The sequence below is a fragment of the Mycobacterium sp. BK086 genome (assembly GCA_004362315.1).
In the GTDB taxonomy this organism is placed as follows: domain Bacteria; phylum Actinomycetota; class Actinomycetes; order Mycobacteriales; family Mycobacteriaceae; genus Mycobacterium.
Window position 1 is genome coordinate 256,749 of record SNWL01000003.1, and the last position, 21,533, is coordinate 278,281.

The 21,533-nt window shown below is 67.3% G+C and carries 22 protein-coding genes; 5 read left to right on the plus strand and 17 right to left on the minus strand.

The annotated features are described in order from the left end of the window. Positions 1 to 6: 6 nt before the first annotated feature. Complete coding sequence (gene ripA, locus EV580_RS01195) at positions 7 to 1,434, minus strand: NlpC/P60 family peptidoglycan endopeptidase RipA (protein ID WP_133689334.1); 1,428 nt, start codon at positions 1,432 to 1,434, stop codon at positions 7 to 9. A 190-nt stretch (positions 1,435 to 1,624) separates the two neighbouring features. Further along, positions 1,625 to 2,188 (minus strand): Rv1476 family membrane protein, encoded by a 564-nt coding sequence (locus tag EV580_RS01200; RefSeq protein ID WP_133689335.1) that lies wholly within the window; start codon positions 2,186 to 2,188, stop codon positions 1,625 to 1,627. 189 nt (positions 2,189 to 2,377) lie between these two features. Here EV580_RS01200 and acnA point away from each other — a divergent pair, with 189 nt between their 5' ends. Both acnA and EV580_RS01210 read left to right on the plus strand, forming a co-directional pair. Next, positions 2,378 to 5,188 (plus strand): aconitate hydratase AcnA, encoded by a 2,811-nt coding sequence (acnA, locus tag EV580_RS01205; RefSeq protein ID WP_133689336.1) that lies wholly within the window; start codon positions 2,378 to 2,380, stop codon positions 5,186 to 5,188. A gap of 6 nt (positions 5,189 to 5,194) precedes the next feature. Beyond that, entirely contained in the window at positions 5,195 to 5,758 is a 564-nt protein-coding gene (locus EV580_RS01210) for a TetR/AcrR family transcriptional regulator (RefSeq protein WP_133689337.1), read from the plus strand. Here EV580_RS01210 and EV580_RS01215 read toward each other — a convergent pair. The 14 genes from EV580_RS01215 to EV580_RS01280 all read right to left on the minus strand — a co-directional run bounded on the left by EV580_RS01215 (position 5,755) and on the right by EV580_RS01280 (position 17,470). After that, positions 5,755 to 5,943: a helix-turn-helix domain-containing protein gene (locus tag EV580_RS01215; RefSeq protein WP_133689338.1), complete on the minus strand. Its 189-nt coding sequence runs from the start codon at positions 5,941 to 5,943 to the stop codon at positions 5,755 to 5,757. The genes EV580_RS01210 and EV580_RS01215 overlap by 4 nt on opposite strands. Before the next feature lie 96 nt (positions 5,944 to 6,039). Further along, positions 6,040 to 7,668: an ABC-F family ATP-binding cassette domain-containing protein gene (locus EV580_RS01220; protein WP_133689339.1), complete on the minus strand. Its 1,629-nt coding sequence runs from the start codon at positions 7,666 to 7,668 to the stop codon at positions 6,040 to 6,042. Positions 7,669 to 7,684: 16 nt separating this feature from the next. Then, positions 7,685 to 8,506, minus strand: a complete 822-nt coding sequence (locus EV580_RS01225; RefSeq protein ID WP_133689340.1) for an enoyl-CoA hydratase — start codon at positions 8,504 to 8,506, stop codon at positions 7,685 to 7,687. 25 nt (positions 8,507 to 8,531) lie between these two features. Then, positions 8,532 to 8,891 (minus strand): thioredoxin, encoded by a 360-nt coding sequence (trxA, locus tag EV580_RS01230; protein ID WP_133689341.1) that lies wholly within the window; start codon positions 8,889 to 8,891, stop codon positions 8,532 to 8,534. A gap of 44 nt (positions 8,892 to 8,935) precedes the next feature. Further along, the gene (locus EV580_RS01235; protein ID WP_133689342.1) at positions 8,936 to 10,051 is read right to left on the minus strand and encodes an oxidoreductase; all 1,116 of its coding nucleotides are present in this window, start codon (positions 10,049 to 10,051) and stop codon (positions 8,936 to 8,938) included. Further along, positions 10,044 to 10,682 (minus strand): hypothetical protein, encoded by a 639-nt coding sequence (locus EV580_RS01240; protein ID WP_133689343.1) that lies wholly within the window; start codon positions 10,680 to 10,682, stop codon positions 10,044 to 10,046. The genes EV580_RS01235 and EV580_RS01240 overlap by 8 nt, the downstream gene beginning before the upstream one ends. Further along, on the minus strand, positions 10,679 to 11,248 hold the full coding sequence (locus EV580_RS01245; protein WP_133689344.1) for a hypothetical protein: 570 nt from the start codon (positions 11,246 to 11,248) through the stop codon (positions 10,679 to 10,681). Before EV580_RS01245 ends, EV580_RS01240 begins: the two co-directional genes overlap by 4 nt. 9 nt (positions 11,249 to 11,257) lie before the next feature. Continuing rightward, entirely contained in the window at positions 11,258 to 11,599 is a 342-nt protein-coding gene (locus EV580_RS01250; RefSeq protein WP_133689345.1) for a metal-sulfur cluster assembly factor, read from the minus strand. Further along, positions 11,596 to 12,054: a Fe-S cluster assembly sulfur transfer protein SufU gene (sufU, locus tag EV580_RS01255; RefSeq protein WP_208114585.1), complete on the minus strand. Its 459-nt coding sequence runs from the start codon at positions 12,052 to 12,054 to the stop codon at positions 11,596 to 11,598. The genes EV580_RS01250 and sufU overlap by 4 nt, the downstream gene beginning before the upstream one ends. Positions 12,055 to 12,056: 2 nt before the next feature. Then, a complete protein-coding gene (locus tag EV580_RS01260) occupies positions 12,057 to 13,301 on the minus strand; it encodes a cysteine desulfurase (RefSeq protein ID WP_133689347.1) in 1,245 nt (414 codons plus the stop codon). Between the two features lies 1 nt (position 13,302). Continuing rightward, positions 13,303 to 14,070 (minus strand): Fe-S cluster assembly ATPase SufC, encoded by a 768-nt coding sequence (sufC, locus tag EV580_RS01265; RefSeq protein ID WP_133689348.1) that lies wholly within the window; start codon positions 14,068 to 14,070, stop codon positions 13,303 to 13,305. Next, on the minus strand, positions 14,067 to 15,257 hold the full coding sequence (gene sufD, locus EV580_RS01270; RefSeq protein WP_133689349.1) for a Fe-S cluster assembly protein SufD: 1,191 nt from the start codon (positions 15,255 to 15,257) through the stop codon (positions 14,067 to 14,069). Before sufD ends, sufC begins: the two co-directional genes overlap by 4 nt. Next, positions 15,257 to 16,699: a Fe-S cluster assembly protein SufB gene (gene sufB, locus EV580_RS01275; RefSeq protein WP_133689350.1), complete on the minus strand. Its 1,443-nt coding sequence runs from the start codon at positions 16,697 to 16,699 to the stop codon at positions 15,257 to 15,259. Before sufB ends, sufD begins: the two co-directional genes overlap by 1 nt. 63 nt (positions 16,700 to 16,762) lie before the next feature. Further along, the gene (locus tag EV580_RS01280; RefSeq protein WP_370581754.1) at positions 16,763 to 17,470 is read right to left on the minus strand and encodes a helix-turn-helix transcriptional regulator; all 708 of its coding nucleotides are present in this window, start codon (positions 17,468 to 17,470) and stop codon (positions 16,763 to 16,765) included. Positions 17,471 to 17,507: 37 nt separating this feature from the next. On the opposite strand from EV580_RS01280, the gene mptB reads away from it, so the two are divergent. The 3 genes from mptB to EV580_RS01295 are packed head-to-tail and all read left to right on the plus strand — an operon-like array spanning position 17,508 to position 20,910. Further along, the gene (gene mptB / locus EV580_RS01285; RefSeq protein WP_166654551.1) at positions 17,508 to 19,211 is read left to right on the plus strand and encodes a polyprenol phosphomannose-dependent alpha 1,6 mannosyltransferase MptB; all 1,704 of its coding nucleotides are present in this window, start codon (positions 17,508 to 17,510) and stop codon (positions 19,209 to 19,211) included. Next, positions 19,208 to 20,140: an ABC transporter ATP-binding protein gene (locus tag EV580_RS01290; RefSeq protein ID WP_133689353.1), complete on the plus strand. Its 933-nt coding sequence runs from the start codon at positions 19,208 to 19,210 to the stop codon at positions 20,138 to 20,140. Before mptB ends, EV580_RS01290 begins: the two co-directional genes overlap by 4 nt. Further along, positions 20,137 to 20,910 (plus strand): ABC transporter permease, encoded by a 774-nt coding sequence (locus EV580_RS01295; RefSeq protein WP_133689354.1) that lies wholly within the window; start codon positions 20,137 to 20,139, stop codon positions 20,908 to 20,910. The genes EV580_RS01290 and EV580_RS01295 overlap by 4 nt, the downstream gene beginning before the upstream one ends. Here the strand turns inward: EV580_RS01295 and EV580_RS01300 are convergent. After that, complete coding sequence (locus tag EV580_RS01300; RefSeq protein ID WP_133689355.1) at positions 20,907 to 21,527, minus strand: hypothetical protein; 621 nt, start codon at positions 21,525 to 21,527, stop codon at positions 20,907 to 20,909. The two genes, EV580_RS01295 and EV580_RS01300, sit on opposite strands and share 4 nt — an antisense overlap. Positions 21,528 to 21,533: the final 6 nt, after the last annotated feature.

The window sequence follows — 21,533 nt, forward strand, 5'->3', positions numbered from 1 at the left end:
ACTCCGTCAGTATTCGATGTAGCGGATGACGAACGGTGTCATGCCGCTGGTACGCACCGGTGAGATCTTGACGTTCGAGCCGGTGTAGGGAGCCTCGAGCATCTGGCCCTGGCCCAGGTAGAGCGTCACGTGCTGGCTGCCGCCGGGACCGTAGAAGATCACGTCACCGCGGCGCATCTGCGACGACGGGATCTTGCGGCCCATGTTGTATTGCGAACCCGAGTAGTGCGGCAGCTTGATGCCGACGCCCGCGAACGCGTAGAGGATCAGCCCGGAGCAGTCGAACCCGACCGTGCCCGCGCCGCTGTCGATTCCGCGGCCGGGGCCGGTCGCGGTGCCGCCACCCCAGGAGTACGGCACGCCCATCTGCGACATGGCGCGTTTGATGACGTACTCGGAGGCTTGCGCGCCGTAGACATACGGAATCGCGCCGTTGGTGATTCCGGTGTCGTCGGGCTTCAGGATGCCGAGCTTCTGCAGGAAGCTCTTGCCCATCTGTTTGGTCGCGTTCAGCGAGGACGACGAGATCTGTAGAACGGCATTGATGATCTGGATGGGATCGCCGGAGACGAAGGCGCTGGGCACCATCGGCAACGTGGTATCCCATTCCGAGGCGCTGCCGTACGGCGGTACGACGCCGGCGTTGGGGGCCTTCGGTGATCCCGGCGCGGCCGGGTCCCAGCGATCCCCCGGGGTCGCCGGGCCGGTCGCCGCCGACTGCGGCACGGCGGCAGGTGAATTCGCCGGCGCCGACCATTCACGGGCGGCGGCGAGTTTGTCCTGGGCCGTCTTTCGCTCGGCCGCCAGCCGGTCGATCTCGGCCTGCTGGTCACCGAACGTCTTCTGCGCCTGGGTCAGTGCCGCGACCGCGTTCTGCTGACTGGCTTCGGCCTCGGCGACGGCCTGGTCGGCCTTCTCCTTGGCCAGCCGCGCGGCGGACTCCTTGTTGACCTGCTCGGTGCGGGCCCGCTGCAGGTCGGTGATCACCTGTTGCGAGCTCAGCGTCAGCGCCTGGGTGGCAGACGCGGTGGAGATGATCTCCTCGGGAGTGGACGCCATCAGCAGCGCCGACGACGGTCCATTCATATAGGCGGCGACCGCAAGCTCGTCGAATCGCTTCTGCGCGTCGGCAATTGCGGCATTCGAGTCCTTGACCGCCGCGGCGCTGACGTCGACCTGTTCCTGGGCGGCGGCGGCCGCATCCCGGGCGGTCTGGACGTCGACGATGGCCTTGTTGACGCTCTCCTGCTCGGCCTGAACCCTGGCGCCGACGTCCTGCAGGCGCTGGTTGGCGTCGGCGACATCGGCGATCAGTCCGGCGATCGTGTTGGGGCCGGGCCCGGGCTCGGCATGGGCCACACCGGGCACCGTCAGCGTCATGGCGACGCCGAGTGCCAACGGCCGGAAAAGAGAGCCGCGATGGGAACGTCTCATTCGACCCTGGTCTCCTCTGCTCCACGTGCAGTCACGCCAGTAACAGATGTCACTTCAGTCACATCAATAACAATGGCGACAGTTGCACCGTACGTCACATTTGTCGCAGAGGAAACTTCCGGCAGGAATTACATCTTTGTCATTTACGGGATGTTGCCGAAAAGTAATCTTATTGATTTGCCAGGTAGGGCTATTTTACCTGGTCAACAGGGGTGGCAGCATTTTGCGAGCGCCTGCCCCGGAGTTGTAGAACTCGGGTCAAAACAGCCCCTACAGCCACCCCGATCACGAGCGTGATCGTTAATCCCATCCAGGGAAAGTCGGGTGTTTGCAACTGGTCGACAAAGGCCTGCGTTCCGACCACCGGATTGGGCGCCGTCTTGGCCACATCCTGGCCGGCCTCGAGGATGACCCGGTCATAGGTGGTGCTGTAGGTCCCCGCCCATCCCGGGCTGAGCACCAACACCGTCGAGCCGGGATTCGCGGCACCGATCTCGGTGGCGATATCGCGCAGCGGAGTATCGATCGCCGGGCTCTTCTCCATCACGACGACCTTGAGATCGATGCCGTGCTGCTGGGCAGCGGTCACGATCTTCTGCAGAGCCGCCGCATCGGCGGCCGGCGCGGCGACCCCGTCGGAAGCCACGTCGGCTTCCACCTTCGCCAGGCACTGCTCGACCGGGGTCGTGGGGTCGAGCCCCACACTGCTGCACACCTCCACCGGGATGAAGGTCGGCGCGTGCAGAATCGTCACGATCCGAAACCGTACCCCTCGCGCCGATTCCGGGGTGGCACCACGCGCCGAGGAAGACAAGACTGAGACCCAGGACCGTTGCCCGCGTACGGGCATCGATCCGCCCGCTTAGTAGGACAAGCGTACTGTTAGTATTCGAGCGGATGTCGACACAGCCCGTCGGCATCGAGAACTACGCCGGGAGTTGATGTGAGCGATTCACTAAATTCATTTGGAGCGCGCGACACCCTTGAGGTCGGCGACAACAGCTACCAGATCTACCGCCTCGACGCGGTGCCCGGGACCGAGAAACTTCCCTACAGCCTCAAGGTGCTTGCCGAGAACCTTCTCCGCACCGAGGACGGCGCGAACATCACCAAGGAGCACATCGAGGCGATCGCCAACTGGGACCCGTCGGCCGAGCCCAGCATCGAGATCCAGTTCACCCCGGGCCGCGTGCTGATGCAGGACTTCACCGGAGTGCCCTGCATCGTCGACCTGGCCACCATGCGCGAAGCCGTTGCGGCGCTGGGCGGCGACCCGGACAAGGTCAACCCGCTCTCGCCCGCCGAGATGGTGATCGACCACTCCGTGATCCTGGACGTCTTCGGCACCGCCGACGCGTTCGAGCGCAATGTCGAACTCGAATATGAGCGCAACGGCGAGCGCTACCAGTTCCTGCGCTGGGGCCAGGGCGCGTTCGACGACTTCAAGGTCGTCCCGCCCGGAACCGGCATCGTGCACCAGGTCAACATCGAGTACCTGGCCCGCGTCGTGATGACCCGTAACGGTGTCGCGTACCCCGACACCTGCGTGGGCACCGATTCCCACACCACGATGGAGAACGGCCTCGGCGTGCTGGGCTGGGGCGTCGGCGGTATCGAAGCCGAGGCCGCCATGCTGGGTCAGCCGGTCTCGATGCTCATCCCCCGCGTCGTCGGCTTCAAGCTCACCGGCGAGATCAAGCCGGGCGTCACCGCCACCGACGTGGTGCTCACCGTCACCGACATGCTGCGCAAGCACGGTGTGGTCGGCAAGTTCGTCGAGTTCTACGGCAAGGGCGTGGCCGAGGTGCCGTTGGCCAACCGCGCCACCCTGGGCAACATGAGCCCCGAATTCGGTTCCACCGCAGCGATGTTCCCGATCGACGACGAGACGATCAACTACCTGCGGCTGACCGGGCGTACCGACGAGCAGCTCGCCCTGGTCGAGGCGTACGCCAAGGAACAGGGCATGTGGCACAACCCGGATAAGGAACCGGTGTTCTCCGAGTACCTGGAGCTGGACCTGTCCACCGTGGTGCCGTCGATCTCCGGGCCGAAGCGCCCGCAGGACCGGATCGAGCTGTCGGACGCCAAGAATGCGTTCCGCAAGGACATCCACAACTACGTCGAGGAGAACCACCCCGCTCCGGAGACCAAGCTCGACGAGGCGGTCGAAGAGTCCTTCCCGGCCAGCGACCCGGTGTCGCTGTCCTTCGCCGACGACGGTGCGGTCGACGCGCGTCCGTCGGCGGCCAACGGATCGGCGGGCCGGCCGTCAAAGCCGGTCACGGTCAAATCGGCGGATCGCGGTGAGTTCGTGCTCGACCACGGCGCCGTCGTCGTCGCCGGCATCACCTCGTGCACCAACACCTCGAACCCGTCGGTCATGCTCGGGGCGGCCCTGCTGGCCAAGAAGGCCGTCGAGAAGGGCCTGACCTCCAAGCCGTGGGTCAAGACCAACATGGCGCCCGGCTCGCAGGTGGTCACCGACTACTACAACAAGGCCGGCCTGTGGCCGTACTTGGAGAAGCTCGGCTACTACCTCGGTGGGTACGGCTGCACCACGTGCATCGGCAACACCGGTCCGCTGCCCGACGAGATCTCAGCCGCCATCAACGACAACGATCTGTCGGTGACCGCGGTGCTCTCGGGTAACCGGAACTTCGAAGGCCGCATCTCCCCCGACGTGAAGATGAACTACCTGGCGTCGCCGCCGCTGGTGATCGCCTACGGTCTCGCCGGCACCATGGACTTCGACTTCGAGACCGATCCGCTCGGCCAGGACACCGACGGCAATGACGTGTTCCTGAAGGACATCTGGCCGACGACGGCGGAGATCGAAGAGACCATCGCGTCGTCGATCAACCGCGAGATGTTCGCCGCCAGCTACGCCGACGTGTTCAAGGGTGACGACCGCTGGCGCTCGCTGCCCACGCCGGAGGGCAACACCTTCGACTGGGACGACGCGTCGACCTACGTGCGCAAGGCGCCGTACTTCGACGGCATGCCCGCCGAGCCGGAGCCGGTCAGCGATATCACCGGCGCCAGAGTCCTTGCGCTGCTTGGAGATTCGGTCACCACCGACCACATCTCCCCCGCCGGAAGCATCAAGAAGGGCACCCCCGCCGCGCAGTACCTGGAGGCCAACGGCGTCGAGCCCAAGGACTTCAACTCGCTGGGGTCGCGCCGCGGCAACCACGAGGTGATGATCCGCGGCACGTTCGCGAACATCCGGTTGAAGAATCAACTGCTCGACGACGTCTCCGGCGGCTACACCCGGGACTTCACCCAGGATGACGCCCCGCAGGCCTTCATCTACGACGCCTCGCAGAACTACCAGAAGGCGGGAATCCCGCTGGTGGTGTTGGGCGGCAAGGAATATGGGTCGGGATCGTCGCGTGACTGGGCGGCCAAGGGCACCAGCCTGCTGGGCGTGCGCGCGGTGATCACCGAGTCCTTCGAGCGGATCCACCGGTCCAACCTGATCGGCATGGGCGTGATCCCGCTGCAGTTCCCCGCTGGTGAGTCGGCGGCGAGCCTGAAGCTGGACGGCACCGAGGTCTTCGACATCGTCGGGATCGAAGAGCTCAACAACGGCAAGACGCCGAAGACCGTTCACGTGACCGCCACCAAGGCCGATGGATCCAAGGTGGAGTTCGACGCCGTGGTGCGCATCGACACCCCCGGCGAAGCCGACTACTACCGCAACGGCGGCATCCTGCAGTACGTGCTCCGCAATATGCTGCGGGCCGGCTAGCCGGACGTGCCCAGGGTCAGCGAGGATCATCTGGCGGCCCGCCGCCGCCAGATCCTCGACGGCGCACGGCGCTGCTTTGCCGAGTACGGCTACGACAAGGCAACCGTGCGCCGCCTGGAGCAGACCATCGGTCTGTCGCGCGGCGCGATCTTTCACCACTTCCGCGACAAGGACACGCTGTTCTTCGCGCTCGCGCGCGAGGATGCCGAACGGATGGCGGAGGTCGCCTCCAGCCAGGGCCTCGTCCAGGTGATGCGGGACATGTTGGCCGCGCCCGATCAATTCGATTGGCTGGCAACCCGATTGGAGATCGCGCGCAAGCTGCGCAACGACCCGGTGTTCCAGCAGGGCTGGGTGGAGCGCTCAGCGGAGCTGTCGGCGGCGACAAGCGACCGGCTGCGCAGGCAGAAGCAGGCCGGCCGGTTGCGCGACGATGTGCCCAGCGACGTTCTGCAGTGCTATCTGGACCTGGTCCTGGATGGGTTGGTGGCGCGGCTGGCGGCGGGCGAAGAACCCCAGCGACTCTCGGCAGTGCTGGATCTGGTGGAAGATTCGGTGCGCCAGCGCTAGCGGCGGGTGACGTGGTTGGGTCCACCACGACTGCGCATGGTGGTGCCCGACTCGCGCAGCAGCGCGTGGATCGAACCGTACGATCGGCCCGTCGTCGCCACCAGAGTGCGGATACTCGCGCCGCCCTCGTAGGCGTTCCGCAGATTGTTCAACAACTGGTCATGAGCTTCGCTGGGCTTCCTCATGATCACCCTCCCCGGTCGATCGACGCCGATAGACAGAAGAGTAGGAGCGCTTCTGCGCGGTTTGGCCGGATTGACCGAAATGGTTTATGCCAGTTGTCAGGCGAGCTCGATGAGGTCCCGATACTCCTCGGACCAGAAGTCCTCGGTGCCGTCGGGAAGCAGCACAACGCGCTGCGGATCGAGCGCTTCGGCGGCGCCGGGATCGTGGGTCACCAGCACCACCGCACCCTGATAACTGCGCAGCGCGTCCAGAACCTGTTCGCGCGAGGCGGGATCCAGGTTGTTGGTCGGTTCGTCGAGCAGCAGCACGTTGGCCGTCGAGGCCACCAAGCCCGCAAGCGCCAGCCGGGTTTTCTCACCGCCGGAAAGCGTGCCCGCCGGTTGCTCGAGCTGCGGGCCGGTGAACATGAACGCGCCGAGCAGGCCGCGCAGATCCTGTTCGCCGGTGTCAGGTGCGGCGTGGCGGATGTTCTCCCACACCGTCGCGTTGTTGTCGAGAGTGTCGTGTTCCTGTGCGAAATAACCGATCTTGAGCCCGTGCCCGGGTTCCAGCCCGCCGGCGTCGGGAGTTTCGGTACCCGCGATCAACCGCAGCAGGGTGGTCTTGCCCGCACCGTTGAGGCCCAGCACCACGACCCGTGAGCCGCGATCGATGGCGAGGTCGACGCCGGTGAACACCTCGAGCGAGCCGTAGTTCTTGGTCAGCCCCTTGACCACCAGCGGCGTCTTACCGCACGGGGCGGGTACCGGGAACTTGATCCTGGCCACCTTGTCGGCCACCCGCTCGGCGTCCAGTTCAGCCATCATCCGCTCGGCGCGGCGCAACATGTTCTGTGCGGCAACGGCTTTGGTGGCCTTGGCGCCCATCTTGGCGGCCTGGGCGCGCAGCGCGCCGGCCTTCTTCTCGGCGTTGGCCCGCTCCCGGCGGCGACGCTGCTCGTCGGTGGCGCGGGCGTCGAGGTACTTCTGCCAGCCCATGTTGTAGACGTCGGCTTCACCGCGCACGGCGTCCAGGAACCACACCCGGTTGACCACGTCGGCGAGCAGGTCGACGTCGTGGCTGATCACCACGAGGCCGCCGCTGTGGTTCTGCAGGAAGCCCCGCAGCCAGCCGATCGAGTCGGCGTCGAGGTGGTTGGTGGGCTCGTCGAGCAGCAGTGTGGTGGCCGAGCCGGATCCGGTATCGCTGGCGGCGAACAGAATTCGGGACAGCTCGACGCGGCGGCGCTGGCCACCGGACAGCGTCCGCAGCGGCTGGGTCAGCACCCGGTCCGGCAGACCGAGGCTCGCGCAGATGCGGCCCGCTTCGCTCTCGGCCGCATACCCGCCGAGTGCGGCGAAGCGCTCCTCGAGCACGCCGTAGCGACGTACGGCCTTGTCGCGGGCGGCGTCGTCGACCACCTCGGCCATCAACGCCTGTTGCTTTTCCAGGTCGGCCAGCAGGGTGTCCAAACCGCGCGCCGACAGCACCCGGTCGCGGGCCAGCACGTCGAGGTCGCCCTCCCGGGGATCCTGCGGCAGATAACCGACGTCACCGGACCGCACGACGGTGCCGGCGTACGGCTCGCCCTCCCCCGCCAGAATCCGCATCGTCGTGGTCTTCCCGGCGCCGTTGCGCCCGACGAGTCCGATGCGGTCGCCGGGCTGCACCCGCAGTGCGGGACCTTCGGCGAGGAGCAGCGTGCGCGCGCCGGCGCGGACCTCGAGGTCCGTTGCGGTAATCACGCGCACTACTCCTTAGTTACTTCTCGTCGGTGAAGACCGGGTCCCGGTTCTCGGCGCGCGCAGCAACCGCCTCTTCGAAGTTGGCGGTGAGCAGGCGCACATAGAGCTGCCCGAGACCCTCGGCCTGCATATGACTTTCCAGGCTACCGGCGTCTAGTCCACTCCATAGCGTCCGCTTGGTCAATTCCGTGCCCGGGCGGGAGAACGCCGCGATGCGGGTCGCGATCTCGAAGCACGCCGGCAACAGCTCGTCTTCAGGCACCTGACGGGACACCAGGCCGATCCGTTCGGCCTCCTGCGCGTCGACGTCGCGACCGGTGAGCATGATCTCGAAGGCCCGCGAGGAGCCGATCGCCCGCGGCAGCAAGTAGCTCAGGCCCAGCTCACTGGCGGTCAGCCCGTTGTTGATCCCGGCCGCGCGGAAGTACGCGCCATCGGCGGCCACCCGGATGTCGGCGGCCAGCGCCAGGCAGAGTCCGCCACCGATGGCCGCGCCGTTGACCGCGGCGATGATCGGCTGGTGCAGCTTGCGCATGGCGAGAATCACATCGTCGAGCACCGCCATCGAGCGCAGTCCGAACGACGGCCGGGTCAGTCCGGCGACGTGCGGAATCGACCCGGCGGACTTGTGGTCGGCGCCCGAGGAGAAGCCGCGCCCGGCGCCGGTCAGCACGACCGCGCGCACGGTGTTGTCGTGGCGGAGGTCGGTGAGGACTTCCAGCAGCGGCAGCATGACGTCGAACGCCATGGAGTTCATCCGCTCGGGCCGATTCAGGGTCACCAGAGCGATGTTGGGCTGGGGGTTTTCGACGAGAACGAAACCAGAGTCACGGATCACCGTTGCACGGTAACCCGCCCTGCGATTACTCGGTTGGCGACTGAGACGCGATGGCCGCGTCGACGTCGAACTCCTTGACCTGCGAGATGAGGTCCTCCAGCGCGGCGGGCGGCAGCGCGCCGGCCTGGTTGAAGATCAGCTTGCCCTTCTTGAACGCCATCAGGGTGGGGATGGAGCGGATCTCGGCGGCGGCGGCCAGCTCCTGCTCGGCCTCGGTGTCGACCTTGCCGTAGACGACATCGGGATGCTTCTCCGAGGACGCGGTGAACGTAGGAGCGAAGGCGCGACAGGGTCCGCACCACGACGCCCAGAAGTCCACCAGCACGATGTCGTTGCCGGTGATGGTGTCGTTGAAGTTCTGTGCGGTCAGGTCTTGGGTAGCCACGTCAGTCCTAACGTCGGGGTTCCGCTGTGTGTTCCCTGCAAGGATCAATACAAACTGCCCAGCGCGGCGGGCGCATCGAAACCGCCGAACTCGTCGAGCGTGCCGTCGCGCACCCGATTCACCCAGGCGGGATCGGCGAGCAGTGCGCGGCCGACCGCGACGATGTCGAACTCGCCGGCATCGAACTGGTCGAGCAGCGTGTCGATCGACGACGGCGGGATCGGACCGCCGCCCTCTCCGGGATTGAATTCGGTTTCCAGCCCGACCGATCCGACCGCGATCACAGGCAGACCGGTCACCTTCTTGGTCCAGCCGGCCAGGCTCAATCGCGGGTCCTCGTCTTCGAACCCGGGCAGATAGTGCCGTCGGGTCGACGGGTGCAAGACGTCCACCCCGGCCTCGACGAGTGGGGCCAGCAGCTCGCCGAGTTCGGCTCCGCTTGCGGCTATCCGGGCGTCGTACCGGTTCATCTTCCACTGCGAGAACCGGAAGATGATCGGGAAGTCGGGGCCGACGGCTGCGCGCACCGCCGCGACGACCTCGGCCGGGAACCGGGTGCGACCCGCCAGTGAGCCGCCGTAGCCGTCGGTGCGCTGATTGGTCTGCTCCCAAAGGAATTGGTCGAGCAGGTAACCGTGGGCGCCGTGGATCTCGACGGCATCGAAGCCGGCTGCCTTCGCGTTGCTGGCGGCCAGCGCGTAGGCGTCGGCGAGCTCGGGCAGCTCGTCGATGCTCAAGGCGCGCCCGATTGCGCTGCCCGCGAGGTCGATTCCCGACGGGCTGACCGGAACCTGATCGGGCGCATCGCCGTCGTGCACGCCGCGCGCAGCGCCCTGATGCCAGAGTTGCGCGGCGATCGTGCCACCTTCCGCGTGCACGGCCTCGGTGACCGCGCGCCAGCCGGCCAGCACCTCGTCGCCGTCGAGATTCGGGATGCGGTCCGGCCAGCCGGCGGCCGGGTGCGGAATGCGGATGCCTTCGGTGATGACCAGCCCGGTGCCGCCCGCGGCGCGGCGGGCGTAGTAGGCGGCCACGTCCGGTCCCGGGATGCCGCCCGGCGAGGCGGCCCTGGTCATCGGCGCCATCGCGAACCGGTTGCGCACGGTCAGCGAGCCGACGGTCAGCGGGGTGAACAGATCTGACACGCGAGCATCATCCATGACTCTGGACCTGCCGGAAGAAGGCGGTGATGGCGGTGGCCAGCGCGTCCACGTCGGCGGACAGATCCAGATCGTGCACGGCGCCGAACGGCGCGTTCCACAACGGCCCGGTGCGCGGCGCGCTCGCGAAGTCCCACGGCCCGACATAGGCGTACGGCAATTCGTGGAAGTCGTCGCCGGGCGATACGCCGTAGTTGACCTCGTCGGCACTGGCGGCGACATCGAAGTGTTCCGGCCACAGCACCGGATGACCGTGCGGGAGAACAGCATTGATGGCGAAGCCGCCGGCGTACAGGCACCGGTAGATGGCGTCGGCGGCGGTGGCGTCCAGGTCGAGGACGGTGCCGGGTTCCAATGGAACGACGGAGTCGTACACGCCGGCAGGCGGCCCGACATCGAGACCGCTGTCCCGGACCAGAGCACTCACCGGACCGGCGAGGGCCACGCTGCGGTCGTCGGCGACCAAGGTCGTTCCGTGGACCGCGATCGCCAGCGTGGTGGCGCTGAAGCCGTCGAGGCGCACCGCCAGCCGGATGGTTCCCGTCGCGCGGTATTGCGGTCCGGCGACGAAGCTCTCGGCGACGGCGTGCAGTTGGCGACGGGTCGCCACGACGGTGGCCGGCTCACTCACTCAGTTTTTCCTTTGGTGTTCTCGATGAGCACCAACGCGCGCTCCTTGGCGCGATCGGCGTTGTCCAGCAACCGGTCTCGCCGGCCCGGCCACCAGAACAGTTCGAACCCCAGCAGCACGAGGTACACGAGCGACGCGATCATGTCCCTGGTCGAGCCGAATACCGAATCCCACACCGCGGTCCCGATCCCGACGACGAGGACCAGCGGCAGCACCCAGCGGAACGGACGGCCTCTCTCCTCGGCCTTGTGCATGCCGTCGGCGAAGTCGACCACCGCCTGCGCCAGCGCGGGATCGCCGATCCGCCCACCCCAGTGCGCGATTCCGGCGACCCGTTCGCGTTGCTCACCAGTGAGCGCCGACGCGCCCGGCCAGTACCGGACCATCCGGCGACCCAGCCAGATGCCGTAGAACACCGTCATGACGGCCAGCACGATCAGGGGGACGAACCACAGCCCCGAGTCCAGCCATGAGAGCAGGCCGAGGAAGACGCCGGCGCCAAGTCCGACGATGACCGACCGCCAAAACGCATTGCCGCGCCAGACGAAGGCCGGGACGGTCAGCATCAGCTCACATTAAACAGTGAAGCCCAGAGCGCGCAGTTGTTCGCGGCCGTCCTCGGTGATCTTGTCCGGGCCCCACGGCGGATTCCACACCCAGTTGATCTTGGCTTCGTTGACCAACCCGGCGCCGACCAGCGCGGTCATCGTCTGGTCTTCGATCACGTCGGTCAGCGGGCAGGCCGCCGAGGTCAGCGTCATGTCGATCTTGGCCACCGTGCCGGTGTCGGCCTTCTCGACATTGAGGCCGTAGACGAGCCCGAGGTCGACGACGTTGATGCCGAGTTCGGGATCCACCACGTCGCGCATGGCTTCCTCGATGTCGGCCAAGAATTCTTCCGAGACAGGGTCGCTCATCGCTTCTCCTCCAAGTCCTTTCGATGCGACGCCTGCGCCACCGCATCTTTGAAAGCCAGCCAGCCCAGCAACGCGCACTTCACCCGCGCCGGGTACTTCGCCACGCCCGCGAACGCCACGCCGTCGCCCAGCACGTCCTCGTCGCCTTCGATAGTCCCCCGCGAGGACACCATCTCCGAGAACGCCGCCACCGTCTTGAGGGCATCGCCGACCGTCAGCCCGATCACCTGGTCGGTGAGCACCGAGGTGGCGGCCTGGCTGATCGAGCACCCCTGGCCGTCGTAGGAGATGTCATCGACGTGCTCGCCGTCCTCGGACAGCGCCACCCGCAACGTCACCTCGTCGCCACAGGTCGGGTTGACGTGGTGCACCTCGGCGCCGAACGGCTCCCGCAGCCCGCGGTGGTGCGGATGCTTGTAGTGGTCCAGGATCACTTCCTGGTACATCTGCTCCATCTTCACGAGAAGAACTCCACCGCCCGCTTGACGCCCGCGACCAGCCGGTCCACCTCGCCGACGGTGTTGTACACCGCGAAGGATGCCCGTGCGGTGGCGGCGATTCCGAACCGGCGGTGCAACGGCCAGGCGCAGTGATGCCCGACCCGCACGGCCACGCCCTCGTCGTCGAGCACCTGCCCGACGTCGTGGGCATGCACACCGTCGACGACGAAACTCACCGGCGAACTCCGGTGTTCCAGAGACCTCGGCCCGATGATGCGCACCTGGGGAATGGCCCCGAGGCCTTCCAGCGTGGCGGCCACCAACGCACTCTCGTGCGCCTCCACGGCGCCCATGCCAAGCGTGCCGAGATACCGTGCGGCCGCGGCCAATCCGACCACCTGCGAGGTCATCGGCGTACCGGCCTCGAACCGCTGCGGCGCGGGCGCGTAGGTGGTGGCCTCCATCGTGACGGTCTCGATCATCGAACCGCCGGTGATGAACGGGGGCATCGCGTTCAGCAGCTCGCGGCGACCGTACAGCACGCCGATGCCGGTGGGGCCCAGCATCTTGTGGCCGGAGAACGCGGCGTAGTCGACGTCGAGCGCGTGGAAGTCCACCGGCTGGTGGGGCACCGACTGGCAGGCGTCCAGCACGGTCAGCGCGCCGACTTCCTTGGCCCGCGAAACCAATTCGCCGACCGGAGCGACCGCGCCGGTGACATTCGAATGATGGCTGAACGCGACGACTTTCACCCGCTCATCGAGCTGCAGCGAATCCAGATCGATGCGTCCGTCATCGGTGACGCCGTACCACGTGAGCGTCGCCCCGGTGCGCTGGGCCAGTTCCTGCCACGGGATCAGGTTGGCGTGATGCTCCAGCTCGGTGGTGACGATGACATCACCGGGACCGACCGCATTCTCGAATCGCTTGTCCCCCAGGACATACGAGACGAGGTTCAGCGATTCGGTGGCATTCTTGGTGAACACCAGCTCGTCGGTGTCGGCGCCGACGAACGCGGCGATATCGGCACGACCATGCTCGTAGGCGTCGGTCGCCTCCTCCATCAGCTGGTGCGCGCCGCGATGCACCGCGCCGTTGGAGGTGGTCAGAAACTCGCGCTCGGCATCGAGAACCTGCAGCGGCTTCTGTGATGTCGCCCCGGAATCCAGGTACGCCAGCTGCTGCCCGCCCCGCATCACCCGATTCAGGATCGGGAAGTCGGCGCGGACGGCCGTGACGTCCAAGTCCACCGAGGCGGTCATGTCAGGCTCCCGCCGCCGCCTGCGTGAAGCGCACGTAGCCGTTCTCCTCCAGCTCGTCGGCCAGCTCGGGGCCGCCGGATTCGACGATCCGGCCGTCGACGAAGACGTGGACGAACTGCGGGTGGATGTAGCGCAGGATGCGGGTGTAGTGCGTGATGAGCAGCACGCCCGCATGCTCGGCCTCGGCGAAGCGGTTGACGCCCTCGGAGACGACGCGCAGCGCGTCCACGTCCAGGCCGGAGTCCGTCTCGTCGAGGATCGCGATCTTCGGCTTCAGCAGGCCCAGCTGCAGGATCTCGTGGCGCTTCTTCTCGCCGCCCGAAAAGCCTTCGTTCACACTGCGTTCGGCGAACTGCGGATCGATCTCCAAGTCGGCCATCGCGGCCTTGACCTCTTTGACCCAGTGCCGCAGCTTGGGCGCCTCGCCGCGCACGGCGGTGGCGGCGGTGCGCAGGAAGTTCGACATCGATACACCGGGCACCTCGACCGGGTACTGCATGGCCAGGAACAGGCCGGCCCGCGCGCGTTCGTCGACGGTCATCTCCAGCACGTCCTGACCGTCCAGGGTGATCGACCCGGAGGTGACGTTGTACTTGGGGTGGCCGGCGATCGAATACGACAGCGTGGACTTGCCGGATCCGTTGGGGCCCATGACCGCGTGGGTCTCCCCCGAGTTCACGGTCAGGTCGACGCCCTTGAGGATCTCTTTCTCGGTGCCGTCCTCGTTGGCGACGCTGACGTGGAGGTCCTTGATTTCCAAAGTGCTCATGGCTGTGCGGTTCTCGATTCAGTGATTGCTAGTTCTCGTTCGATGGCTTCGGTCAGGCGGTCGCGGACGGCGGGCACGGCGATCTTGGCGATGATCTCGCCGAAGAAACCGCGCACCATCAGCCGGCGGGCCGCCTCTTCCGGGATACCGCGGGCCTGCAGATAGAACAGCTGCTCGTCGTCGAAACGTCCGGTGGCACTGGCGTGTCCGGCACCGACGATCTCGCCGGTCTCGATCTCCAGGTTGGGCACCGAGTCGGCGCGGGCACCGTCGGTGAGCACCAGGTTCCGGTTGATCTCGAAGGTATCGGTTCCGGTGGCCTCGGCGCGGATCAGCACATCGCCGATCCACACCGTGTGGGCGTCCGGCTTGCGGGAATCCGGATCACCTTGCAGCGCACCCTTGTACAGCACGTCGGACTTGCAGTTCGGCTGCGCGTGGTCGACCAGGAGCCGCGATTCGAAGAACTGTCCGTCGTCGGCGAAGTAGGTGCCCAGCAGCTGCGCATCCCCACCGGGCGCGGTGAACCGCACCGTCGCCGAGGTGCGCACCACATCGCCACCGAGGGTGACGTTGACGTGTCCGAGGACGGCGTCCTTGCCCAGCTTGGCGTGATGGGCACTGACGTGCACCATGTCGTCGGCCCAGTCGGCGATCCAGATGACGCCGAGGCCTGCCGAATCGCCGACGATGATCTCGACGTTGTCGGCGTAGGTTCCGCTGCCCCGCAGGTCGACGACGACGATGGCGCGGGAGAGCTCTTCGACGCGAATCTGCAGGTGCCCGTAGGCGACCGCACCCTCGCCGGGGCCGTCGATGGTGATCTCGATGGGCTCGGCCACCTCGGTGTCCCGCGCCACGGTGACCACCGTCGCCGAGTTGAACGACGAGAATGCCTGTGCGGCAACCCGATCGGCCGGAACGCCGCCCTGGCCGAGCCGCTCGTCCCCGCGGCGGACGGTCTCCACCGTCACGCCGGGCTGTTCGTCGACGCTGATCTGAGCGGTGCCGGTGGCCGGCGCCGAACCGTCGTGCAGGCCGCGCAACCGCTTGAGCGGGGTGAACCGCCAGACCTCGTCGCGACCGCCGGGCACCTCGAAGGCGTCGACGTCGAACGAGCTGAATTGCTCGCCCTTGTTGATGGCAGTGAGGCGCGAACCCTCCACTGCCTTAGTCACGTTGCTCACTAGCCGACAGCACCTTCCATCTGCAGCTCGATCAGCCGATTGAGCTCCAGGGCGTACTCCATCGGCAGTTCCTTGGCGATGGGCTCGACGAAGCCGCGCACCACCATCGCCATCGCCTCGTCCTCGGTCATACCGCGGCTCATCAGGTAGAACAGCTGGTCGGCGCTCACCTTGGACACGGTGGCCTCGTGGCCCATCGTGACGTCGTCCTCGCGGATGTCGACGTAGGGGTAGGTGTCGCTGCGGCTGATCGTATCGACAAGCAGCGCATCGCATTTCACGCTCGACTTCGAGCCGTGCGCACCCTTGTTGACCTGAACCAGGCCGCGGTAGGACGCCCGGCCGCCGCCGCGGGCCACCGACTTCGACACGATGTTGCTCGACGTGTGGGGCGCCAGGTGCAGCATCTTGGCGCCGGTGTCCTGGTGCTGACCTTCGCCGGCGAACGCCACCGAGAGCACCTCGCCCTTGGCGTGCTCACCGGTCATCCACACGGCCGGGTACTTCATCGTGACCTTCGAGCCGATGTTGCCGTCGACCCATTCCATGGTGGCGCCTGCCTCGGCCCGCGCACGCTTGGTCACCAGGTTGAACACGTTGTTGGACCAGTTCTGGATGGTCGTATACCGAACCCGCGCACCGGGTTTGACGACGATCTCCACCACCGCGGAGTGCAGCGAGTCGCTCTTGTAGATCGGCGCGGTACAGCCCTCGACGTAGTGCACGTACGAGTCCTCGTCAGCGATGATCAGAGTGCGCTCGAACTGGCCCATGTTCTCGGTGTTGATCCGGAAGTAGGCCTGCAGCGGGATGTCGACGTGGACACCCTTGGGCACGTAGATGAACGAGCCACCCGACCACACCGCGGTGTTGAGCGCGGAGAACTTGTTGTCCCCGGCCGGGATCACCGTGCCGAAGTACTGCTTGAACAGCTCAGGATGCTCACGCAGGCCGGAGTCGGTGTCCAGGAAGATGACGCCCTGGGCCTCGAGGTCCTCGCGGATGGAGTGGTAGACCACCTCGGACTCGTACTGCGCGGCGACGCCGGCAACCAGACGCTGCTTCTCCGCTTCGGGGATGCCCAGGCGGTCATAGGTGTTGCGGATGTCCTCGGGCAGGTCTTCCCACGAGGCGGCCTGCTTCTCGCTGGAGCGCACGAAGTACTTGATGTTGTCGAAGTCGATGCCCTCGAGGTTCGATCCCCAGTTCGGCATCGGCTTCTTGTCGAACGTGCGCAGCGCCTTCAGCCGGATGTCGAGCATCCACTCCGGCTCGCTCTTCTTGCTCGAGATGTCGCGCACCACGGCCTCGGACAGCCCCCGCTGCGCGCTGGCACCCGCAACGTCGGAGTCCGACCAGCCGTAGCCGTAATTGCCCAGGGAGGCAATGGTTTCCTCCTGGGTCAGCGGCTGCGCCGGGGTGGCTTCCGGTGTGAGTGTCATGGCGACGCTCCTCAATCGATCGTGGCGGCTTCGGTGCGGGCTGAGCACCGAAGTGGTTCTGGTCTAGCGGTGTGCCGTGGTGAGCGGCACGTGGGTGGTGCAGGCGCAGTCGCCGTTGGCGATGGTCGCCAGGCGCTGGACGTGGGTGCCGAGCACCTCCGACATGGCCTGTCGTTCGGCCTCGCAGAGCTCCGGAAACTCCTCGGCGACATGCGAAACCGGGCAGTGGTGCTGGCAGATCTCGATGCCCTGAAGAGGACCGCCCACCCGCGTCGTCGTCGCCGCATAACCGGCCCTCGTCAACGCATCGGCTACCCGCTCAGCAGTGGATTCAACGCCGTCGGGACCTGGCTTTACTCCCGCCAGGATCGCGTCGATGCGGCGCCGGGCGAACGTTTCCACCGCTTCCTCGCCGCCGATCTCACGCAGCTGGCGAATCGCGGCCGAGGCCAGGTCGTCGTAGGTGTGCTCGAGTTTGGCGCGCCCGGCGGAGGTGAGCCGGTAACGCTTGGCGGGCCTGCCCCGGCCGGCCTGCTGCCATGCCGCCGCGGCGTTGGCCTCGGCGTCGCCGGCCTCGATGAGAGCATCCAGGTGCCGGCGCACGCCGGCGGCGGACAATTCGAGTCGGCGGCCGATCTCGGCGGCGGTGATCGATCCCGACTCGACCAGGAGTTGCACGATGGCACCCCGGGTCTGACCGTCATGCGGGATTTTCACAACACCAGTGTTACGCAATTCCCCGAACAGGTCTAGCAAGGGCACCCTTAGCAGCCACGAGCGTAAAAGGCCCGGCAGTTAGAGTGCTGTGGTGGCAGCCCGCCAACACTCGTTGAGTTCGTCAATCGCCCGCTTGCACGGCGATGAACGCACGGTGGGTTCGCCGCTCAACGCCGCCGAACAGCGCGCGATGCAGCGCACCCGGATGTTCGGCGCGACCGGAACAGTGCTGATGGCGATAGGTGCGCTGGGCGCAGGCGCCCGCCCCGTCGTGCAGGACCCCACCTTCGGCGTGCGGCTGCTGAACCTGCCGTCGCGCATCCAGACCGTGTCCCTGACGATGACCACGACCGGCGCGGTGATGATGGCGCTGGCATGGCTGATGCTGGGCCGTTTCGCCCTCGGCAGCCGCCGGATGTCGCGGAGTCAGCTTGATCACACCCTGCTGCTGTGGGTCGTGCCGCTGCTGATCGCGCCGCCGATGTACAGCAAGGACGTCTACTCCTATCTGGCGCAAAGCCAGATAGCCCGCAACGGCCTCGATCCCTACAAGGTCGGACCCGCCCCCGGTCTCGGTCTGGACCATGTCTTCACGCTCTCGGTGCCCAGCCTGTGGCGCGAGACGCCGGCACCCTACGGGCCGCTGTTCCTCTGGATCGGCCGTGGCATCTCCGCGCTGACCGGGGAGGACATCGTCGCCGCCGTGCTGAGTCACCGAGTCGTGGTGCTGCTCGGGGTCGGAATGATCGTGTGGGCGGTGCCGCGGCTGGCCCGCCGCTGCGGGGTCGCCGAGGTCAGTGCCCTGTGGCTCGGTGCGGCCAATCCCCTGCTCCTGATGCACCTGGTGGCCGGTATCCACAACGAGGCGCTGATGCTGGGCCTGATGCTGACCGGCACGGAGTTCGCCCTGCGCGGCGTCGACGCGGCGGGTTCCCTGGTCCCGCGACCGCTGCACTGGCCACATGGACGAGACCAGTGGATCGCCTGGAAACCGCTGGCCATGCTGCTCGTGGGCGCGGTCCTGATCGCGTTGTCCTCGCAGGTCAAACTGCCGGGTCTGTTGGCGCTGGGCTTCGTGGGCATGGCGCTCGCGCATCGCTGGGGCACGTCGTTCAAGGCGTTCATCGGAGCGACCACGCTGATGACGGCGCTGTCGCTGGTGGTGATGGCCGTTATCGGCTGGGCCAGCGGGCTGGGCTTCGGCTGGGTCTTCACGCTCGGCACCGCCAACGTGGTGCGCAGTTGGATGTCGCCGCCGACGCTGGTGGCGCTGGGCACCGGCCAGGTGGGCATCCTGCTCGGGCTGGGCGACCACACCACCGCCGTGCTGTCCCTGACCCGCGCCATGGGCGTGCTGATCATCATGATCACGGTCACCTGGCTGTTGCTGGCGGTGTTCCGGGGCCGCCTGCACCCGGTGGGCGGGCTCGGTGTGGCACTGGGTGCGACCGTGCTGTTGTTCCCCGTCGTGCAGCCCTGGTACCTGCTGTGGGCGATCATCCCGCTGGCCGCGTGGGCCACCCGCCCCGGCTTCCGGATCGCGACCATCGCGGTGACGCTCGTCGTCGGGATCTTCGGGCCGACCGCCAACGGCGACCGGTTCGCGCTGTTCCAGATTCTCGACGCCACCCTGGCCAGCGCGGTGATCGTGCTGCTGCTGATCGCGGTGACGTTCAACCACTTGCCGTGGCGCAAGGTGCCCGGCACCAGCGAGACGTTCAGCGGCCAGGAACCCGACCCGGACGAGCCTCCGACGCCACGTCCGGCGCCCGACGCATACGCTGAGTCCCCGTGAGTTCCGGCCACCAAATCCCCGTGCGACTGCGCGGGGTGTCCAAGCGCTATGGCACGACGACGGCCGTGTCGAGCCTCGACCTCGAGGTGCACGCCGCCGAGGTGCTGGCGCTGCTGGGCCCCAACGGGGCGGGCAAGACGACCACGGTCGAGATGTGCGAGGGGTTCGTCCGGCCGGACGAGGGCACGATCGAGGTGCTCGGCCTGGACCCGGTGGCCGACAACGCGCGGGTGCGCGAGCGGATCGGAGTCATGCTGCAGGGCGGCGGCGGGTATCCGGCCGCCCGCGCAGGCGAGATGCTCAAGCTGGTGGCCTCGTACGCCGCCAATCCCCTCGATCCGGCGTGGCTGCTGGACACGCTGGGGCTCACCGATGCCGCCCGCACCACCTATCGGCGGCTATCCGGTGGCCAGCAGCAGCGCCTGGCGCTGGCGTGCGCCCTGGTCGGGCGCCCCGAGCTGGTCTTCCTCGACGAGCCGACCGCGGGCATGGACGCGCACGCGCGGCTGGTGGTGTGGGAGCTCATCGACGCGCTACGCCGTGACGGTGTGACGGTGGTGCTGACCACCCATCAGCTCAAGGAGGCCGAGGAGCTGGCCGACCGCATCGTGATCATCGACCACGGCTCGGCCGTCGCGGCGGGAACGCCCGCCGAACTGATGCACAACGGCGCCGAAGGCCAGCTGCGGTTCACCGCGCCGCGCCAGCTCGACCTGTCGCTGTTGATCGCCGCGCTGCCGGAAGGCTATGTGGCACGCGAACATTCGCCGGGCGAATATCTGGTCGAGGGCCAGATCGATCCGCAGGTGCTGGCGACGGTGACGGCGTGGTGCGCGCGGCTCAATGTGCTGGCCACCGACGTGCGGGTGGAACAGCGCAGCCTCGAAGACGTGTTCCTGGAGCTGACCGGTAGGGAGTTGCGGCCATGACTCAGCTGTTCCCGCCGGGCACCTTCTCCCCCGATCCGCGGCCGAGCACGGTGCAGCGGATGCTGGCCGCCCAGTACGGCCTGGAACTGAAACTGTTGCTGCGCAACGGCGAACAGCTGCTGCTGACGATGTTCATCCCGATCACCCTGTTGATCGGGCTCACCCTGTTGCCGCTGGGCTCCTTCGGTCCACAGCGCGTCGCGGTCTTCGTTCCGGCCATCATGGCGCTGGCGGTCATCTCCACCGCGTTCACCGGCCAGGCCATCGCGGTGGCATTCGACCGGCGCTACGGGGCACTGAAACGCTTGGGCGCCACCGCACTTCCGGTGTGGGGCATCATCGCGGGCAAATCGCTGGCCGTGGTGACCGTGGTGTTTCTGCAGGCGCTGCTGCTCGGTGGCATCGGCCTGGCGCTGGGCTGGCGACCGCATCCGGCCGGATTGCTGCTCGGCGCGGTGGTGATCGCACTGGGTACGGCAGGCTTCGCGGCGATGGGCCTGCTGCTCGGCGGAACGCTGCGCGCCGAGATCGTGCTGGCCGTGGCGAACCTGCTGTGGTTCGTCTTCGCCGGACTGGGCGCGCTGACGCTGGAGACCGACGCGATCCCGCGCGGGGTCGCATGGGTGGCCCGGCTGACCCCGTCCGGGGCCCTCACCGAGACGCTGACGCAGGCCATGTCACTGTCGGTGGACTGGTTCGGCATCGCGGTACTGGCGGTGTGGGGTGCGGTGTCGGCGCTGGGCGCGCTGCGCTGGTTCCGCTTCACCTAGGCCTCAAGCCCGGGCAGCAGGTGCTCGAGCTGGCCGACCTCCTCGATGTTGTGCCGCACCCAGGCCCGCAGCATGTCGTCTCCGAATCGGCGGGCCAGCACCCGGTTCACCGGAGCCAGTAGCGGACTGCGAGCACCCAGGTCCATCACGCTGACGTAGTGCGCACCGTCGGGGCCCGGTGACCAGGTGTGTTCGAGCTGGAAGATCACCGCGCCGGCCAGCCGCTGCACCAGACGGATGCCGGTGGCGTCGAGTTTTTCGACCCGGTCGACGACGTCGACGTGATACTCCGGGCGTCCGCCGAACCGCTCGACGATGCGGAATCGCGCGCCTTCCGCGGCACCGCCGCCCGGTGCGGGGCGGGCCAGTTCCCAGCGGATGTGATCCAACGGATGCCACGCGAGATAGCGGTCCATGACAGCGCCGCCGTAGCTCATCGTCCCGCCCAGGTTCGTGAACCAGTCCAGCAGCATCGCCGGGGTGACACCGGCGAGCGGGCGATGCACGATCGTCGCCCGGCGCCGGTGGTGCGGCGCGTGGGCGTATCCGACCGTCGCGGTGTCAACGGTCCGCAGTGGATAGACGACCGGGCGTGCGGCAGGTGTCAGCGTGACCATGTTCAG

What these genes read in the sequence shown, in the direction of transcription:
- sufC (WP_133689348.1), bottom strand. Translation starts at nt 14,070, where the DNA reads ATGAGCACTTTGGAAATCAAGGACCTCCACGTCAGCGTCGCCAACGAG.
- EV580_RS01245 (WP_133689344.1), bottom strand. Translation starts at nt 11,248, where the DNA reads ATGCTGACCGTCCCGGCCTTCGTCTGGCGCGGCAATGCGTTTTGGCGG.
- EV580_RS01235 (WP_133689342.1), bottom strand. Translation starts at nt 10,051, where the DNA reads ATGGATGATGCTCGCGTGTCAGATCTGTTCACCCCGCTGACCGTCGGC.
- EV580_RS01295 (WP_133689354.1), top strand. Translation starts at nt 20,137, where the DNA reads ATGACTCAGCTGTTCCCGCCGGGCACCTTCTCCCCCGATCCGCGGCCG.
- EV580_RS01215 (WP_133689338.1), bottom strand. Translation starts at nt 5,943, where the DNA reads ATGAGGAAGCCCAGCGAAGCTCATGACCAGTTGTTGAACAATCTGCGG.
- ripA (WP_133689334.1), bottom strand. Translation starts at nt 1,434, where the DNA reads ATGAGACGTTCCCATCGCGGCTCTCTTTTCCGGCCGTTGGCACTCGGC.
- sufU (WP_208114585.1), bottom strand. Translation starts at nt 12,054, where the DNA reads ATGGAGCAGATGTACCAGGAAGTGATCCTGGACCACTACAAGCATCCG.
- EV580_RS01300 (WP_133689355.1), bottom strand. Translation starts at nt 21,527, where the DNA reads ATGGTCACGCTGACACCTGCCGCACGCCCGGTCGTCTATCCACTGCGG.
- EV580_RS01260 (WP_133689347.1), bottom strand. Translation starts at nt 13,301, where the DNA reads ATGACCGCCTCGGTGGACTTGGACGTCACGGCCGTCCGCGCCGACTTC.
- sufB (WP_133689350.1), bottom strand. Translation starts at nt 16,699, where the DNA reads ATGACACTCACACCGGAAGCCACCCCGGCGCAGCCGCTGACCCAGGAG.
- EV580_RS01250 (WP_133689345.1), bottom strand. Translation starts at nt 11,599, where the DNA reads ATGAGCGACCCTGTCTCGGAAGAATTCTTGGCCGACATCGAGGAAGCC.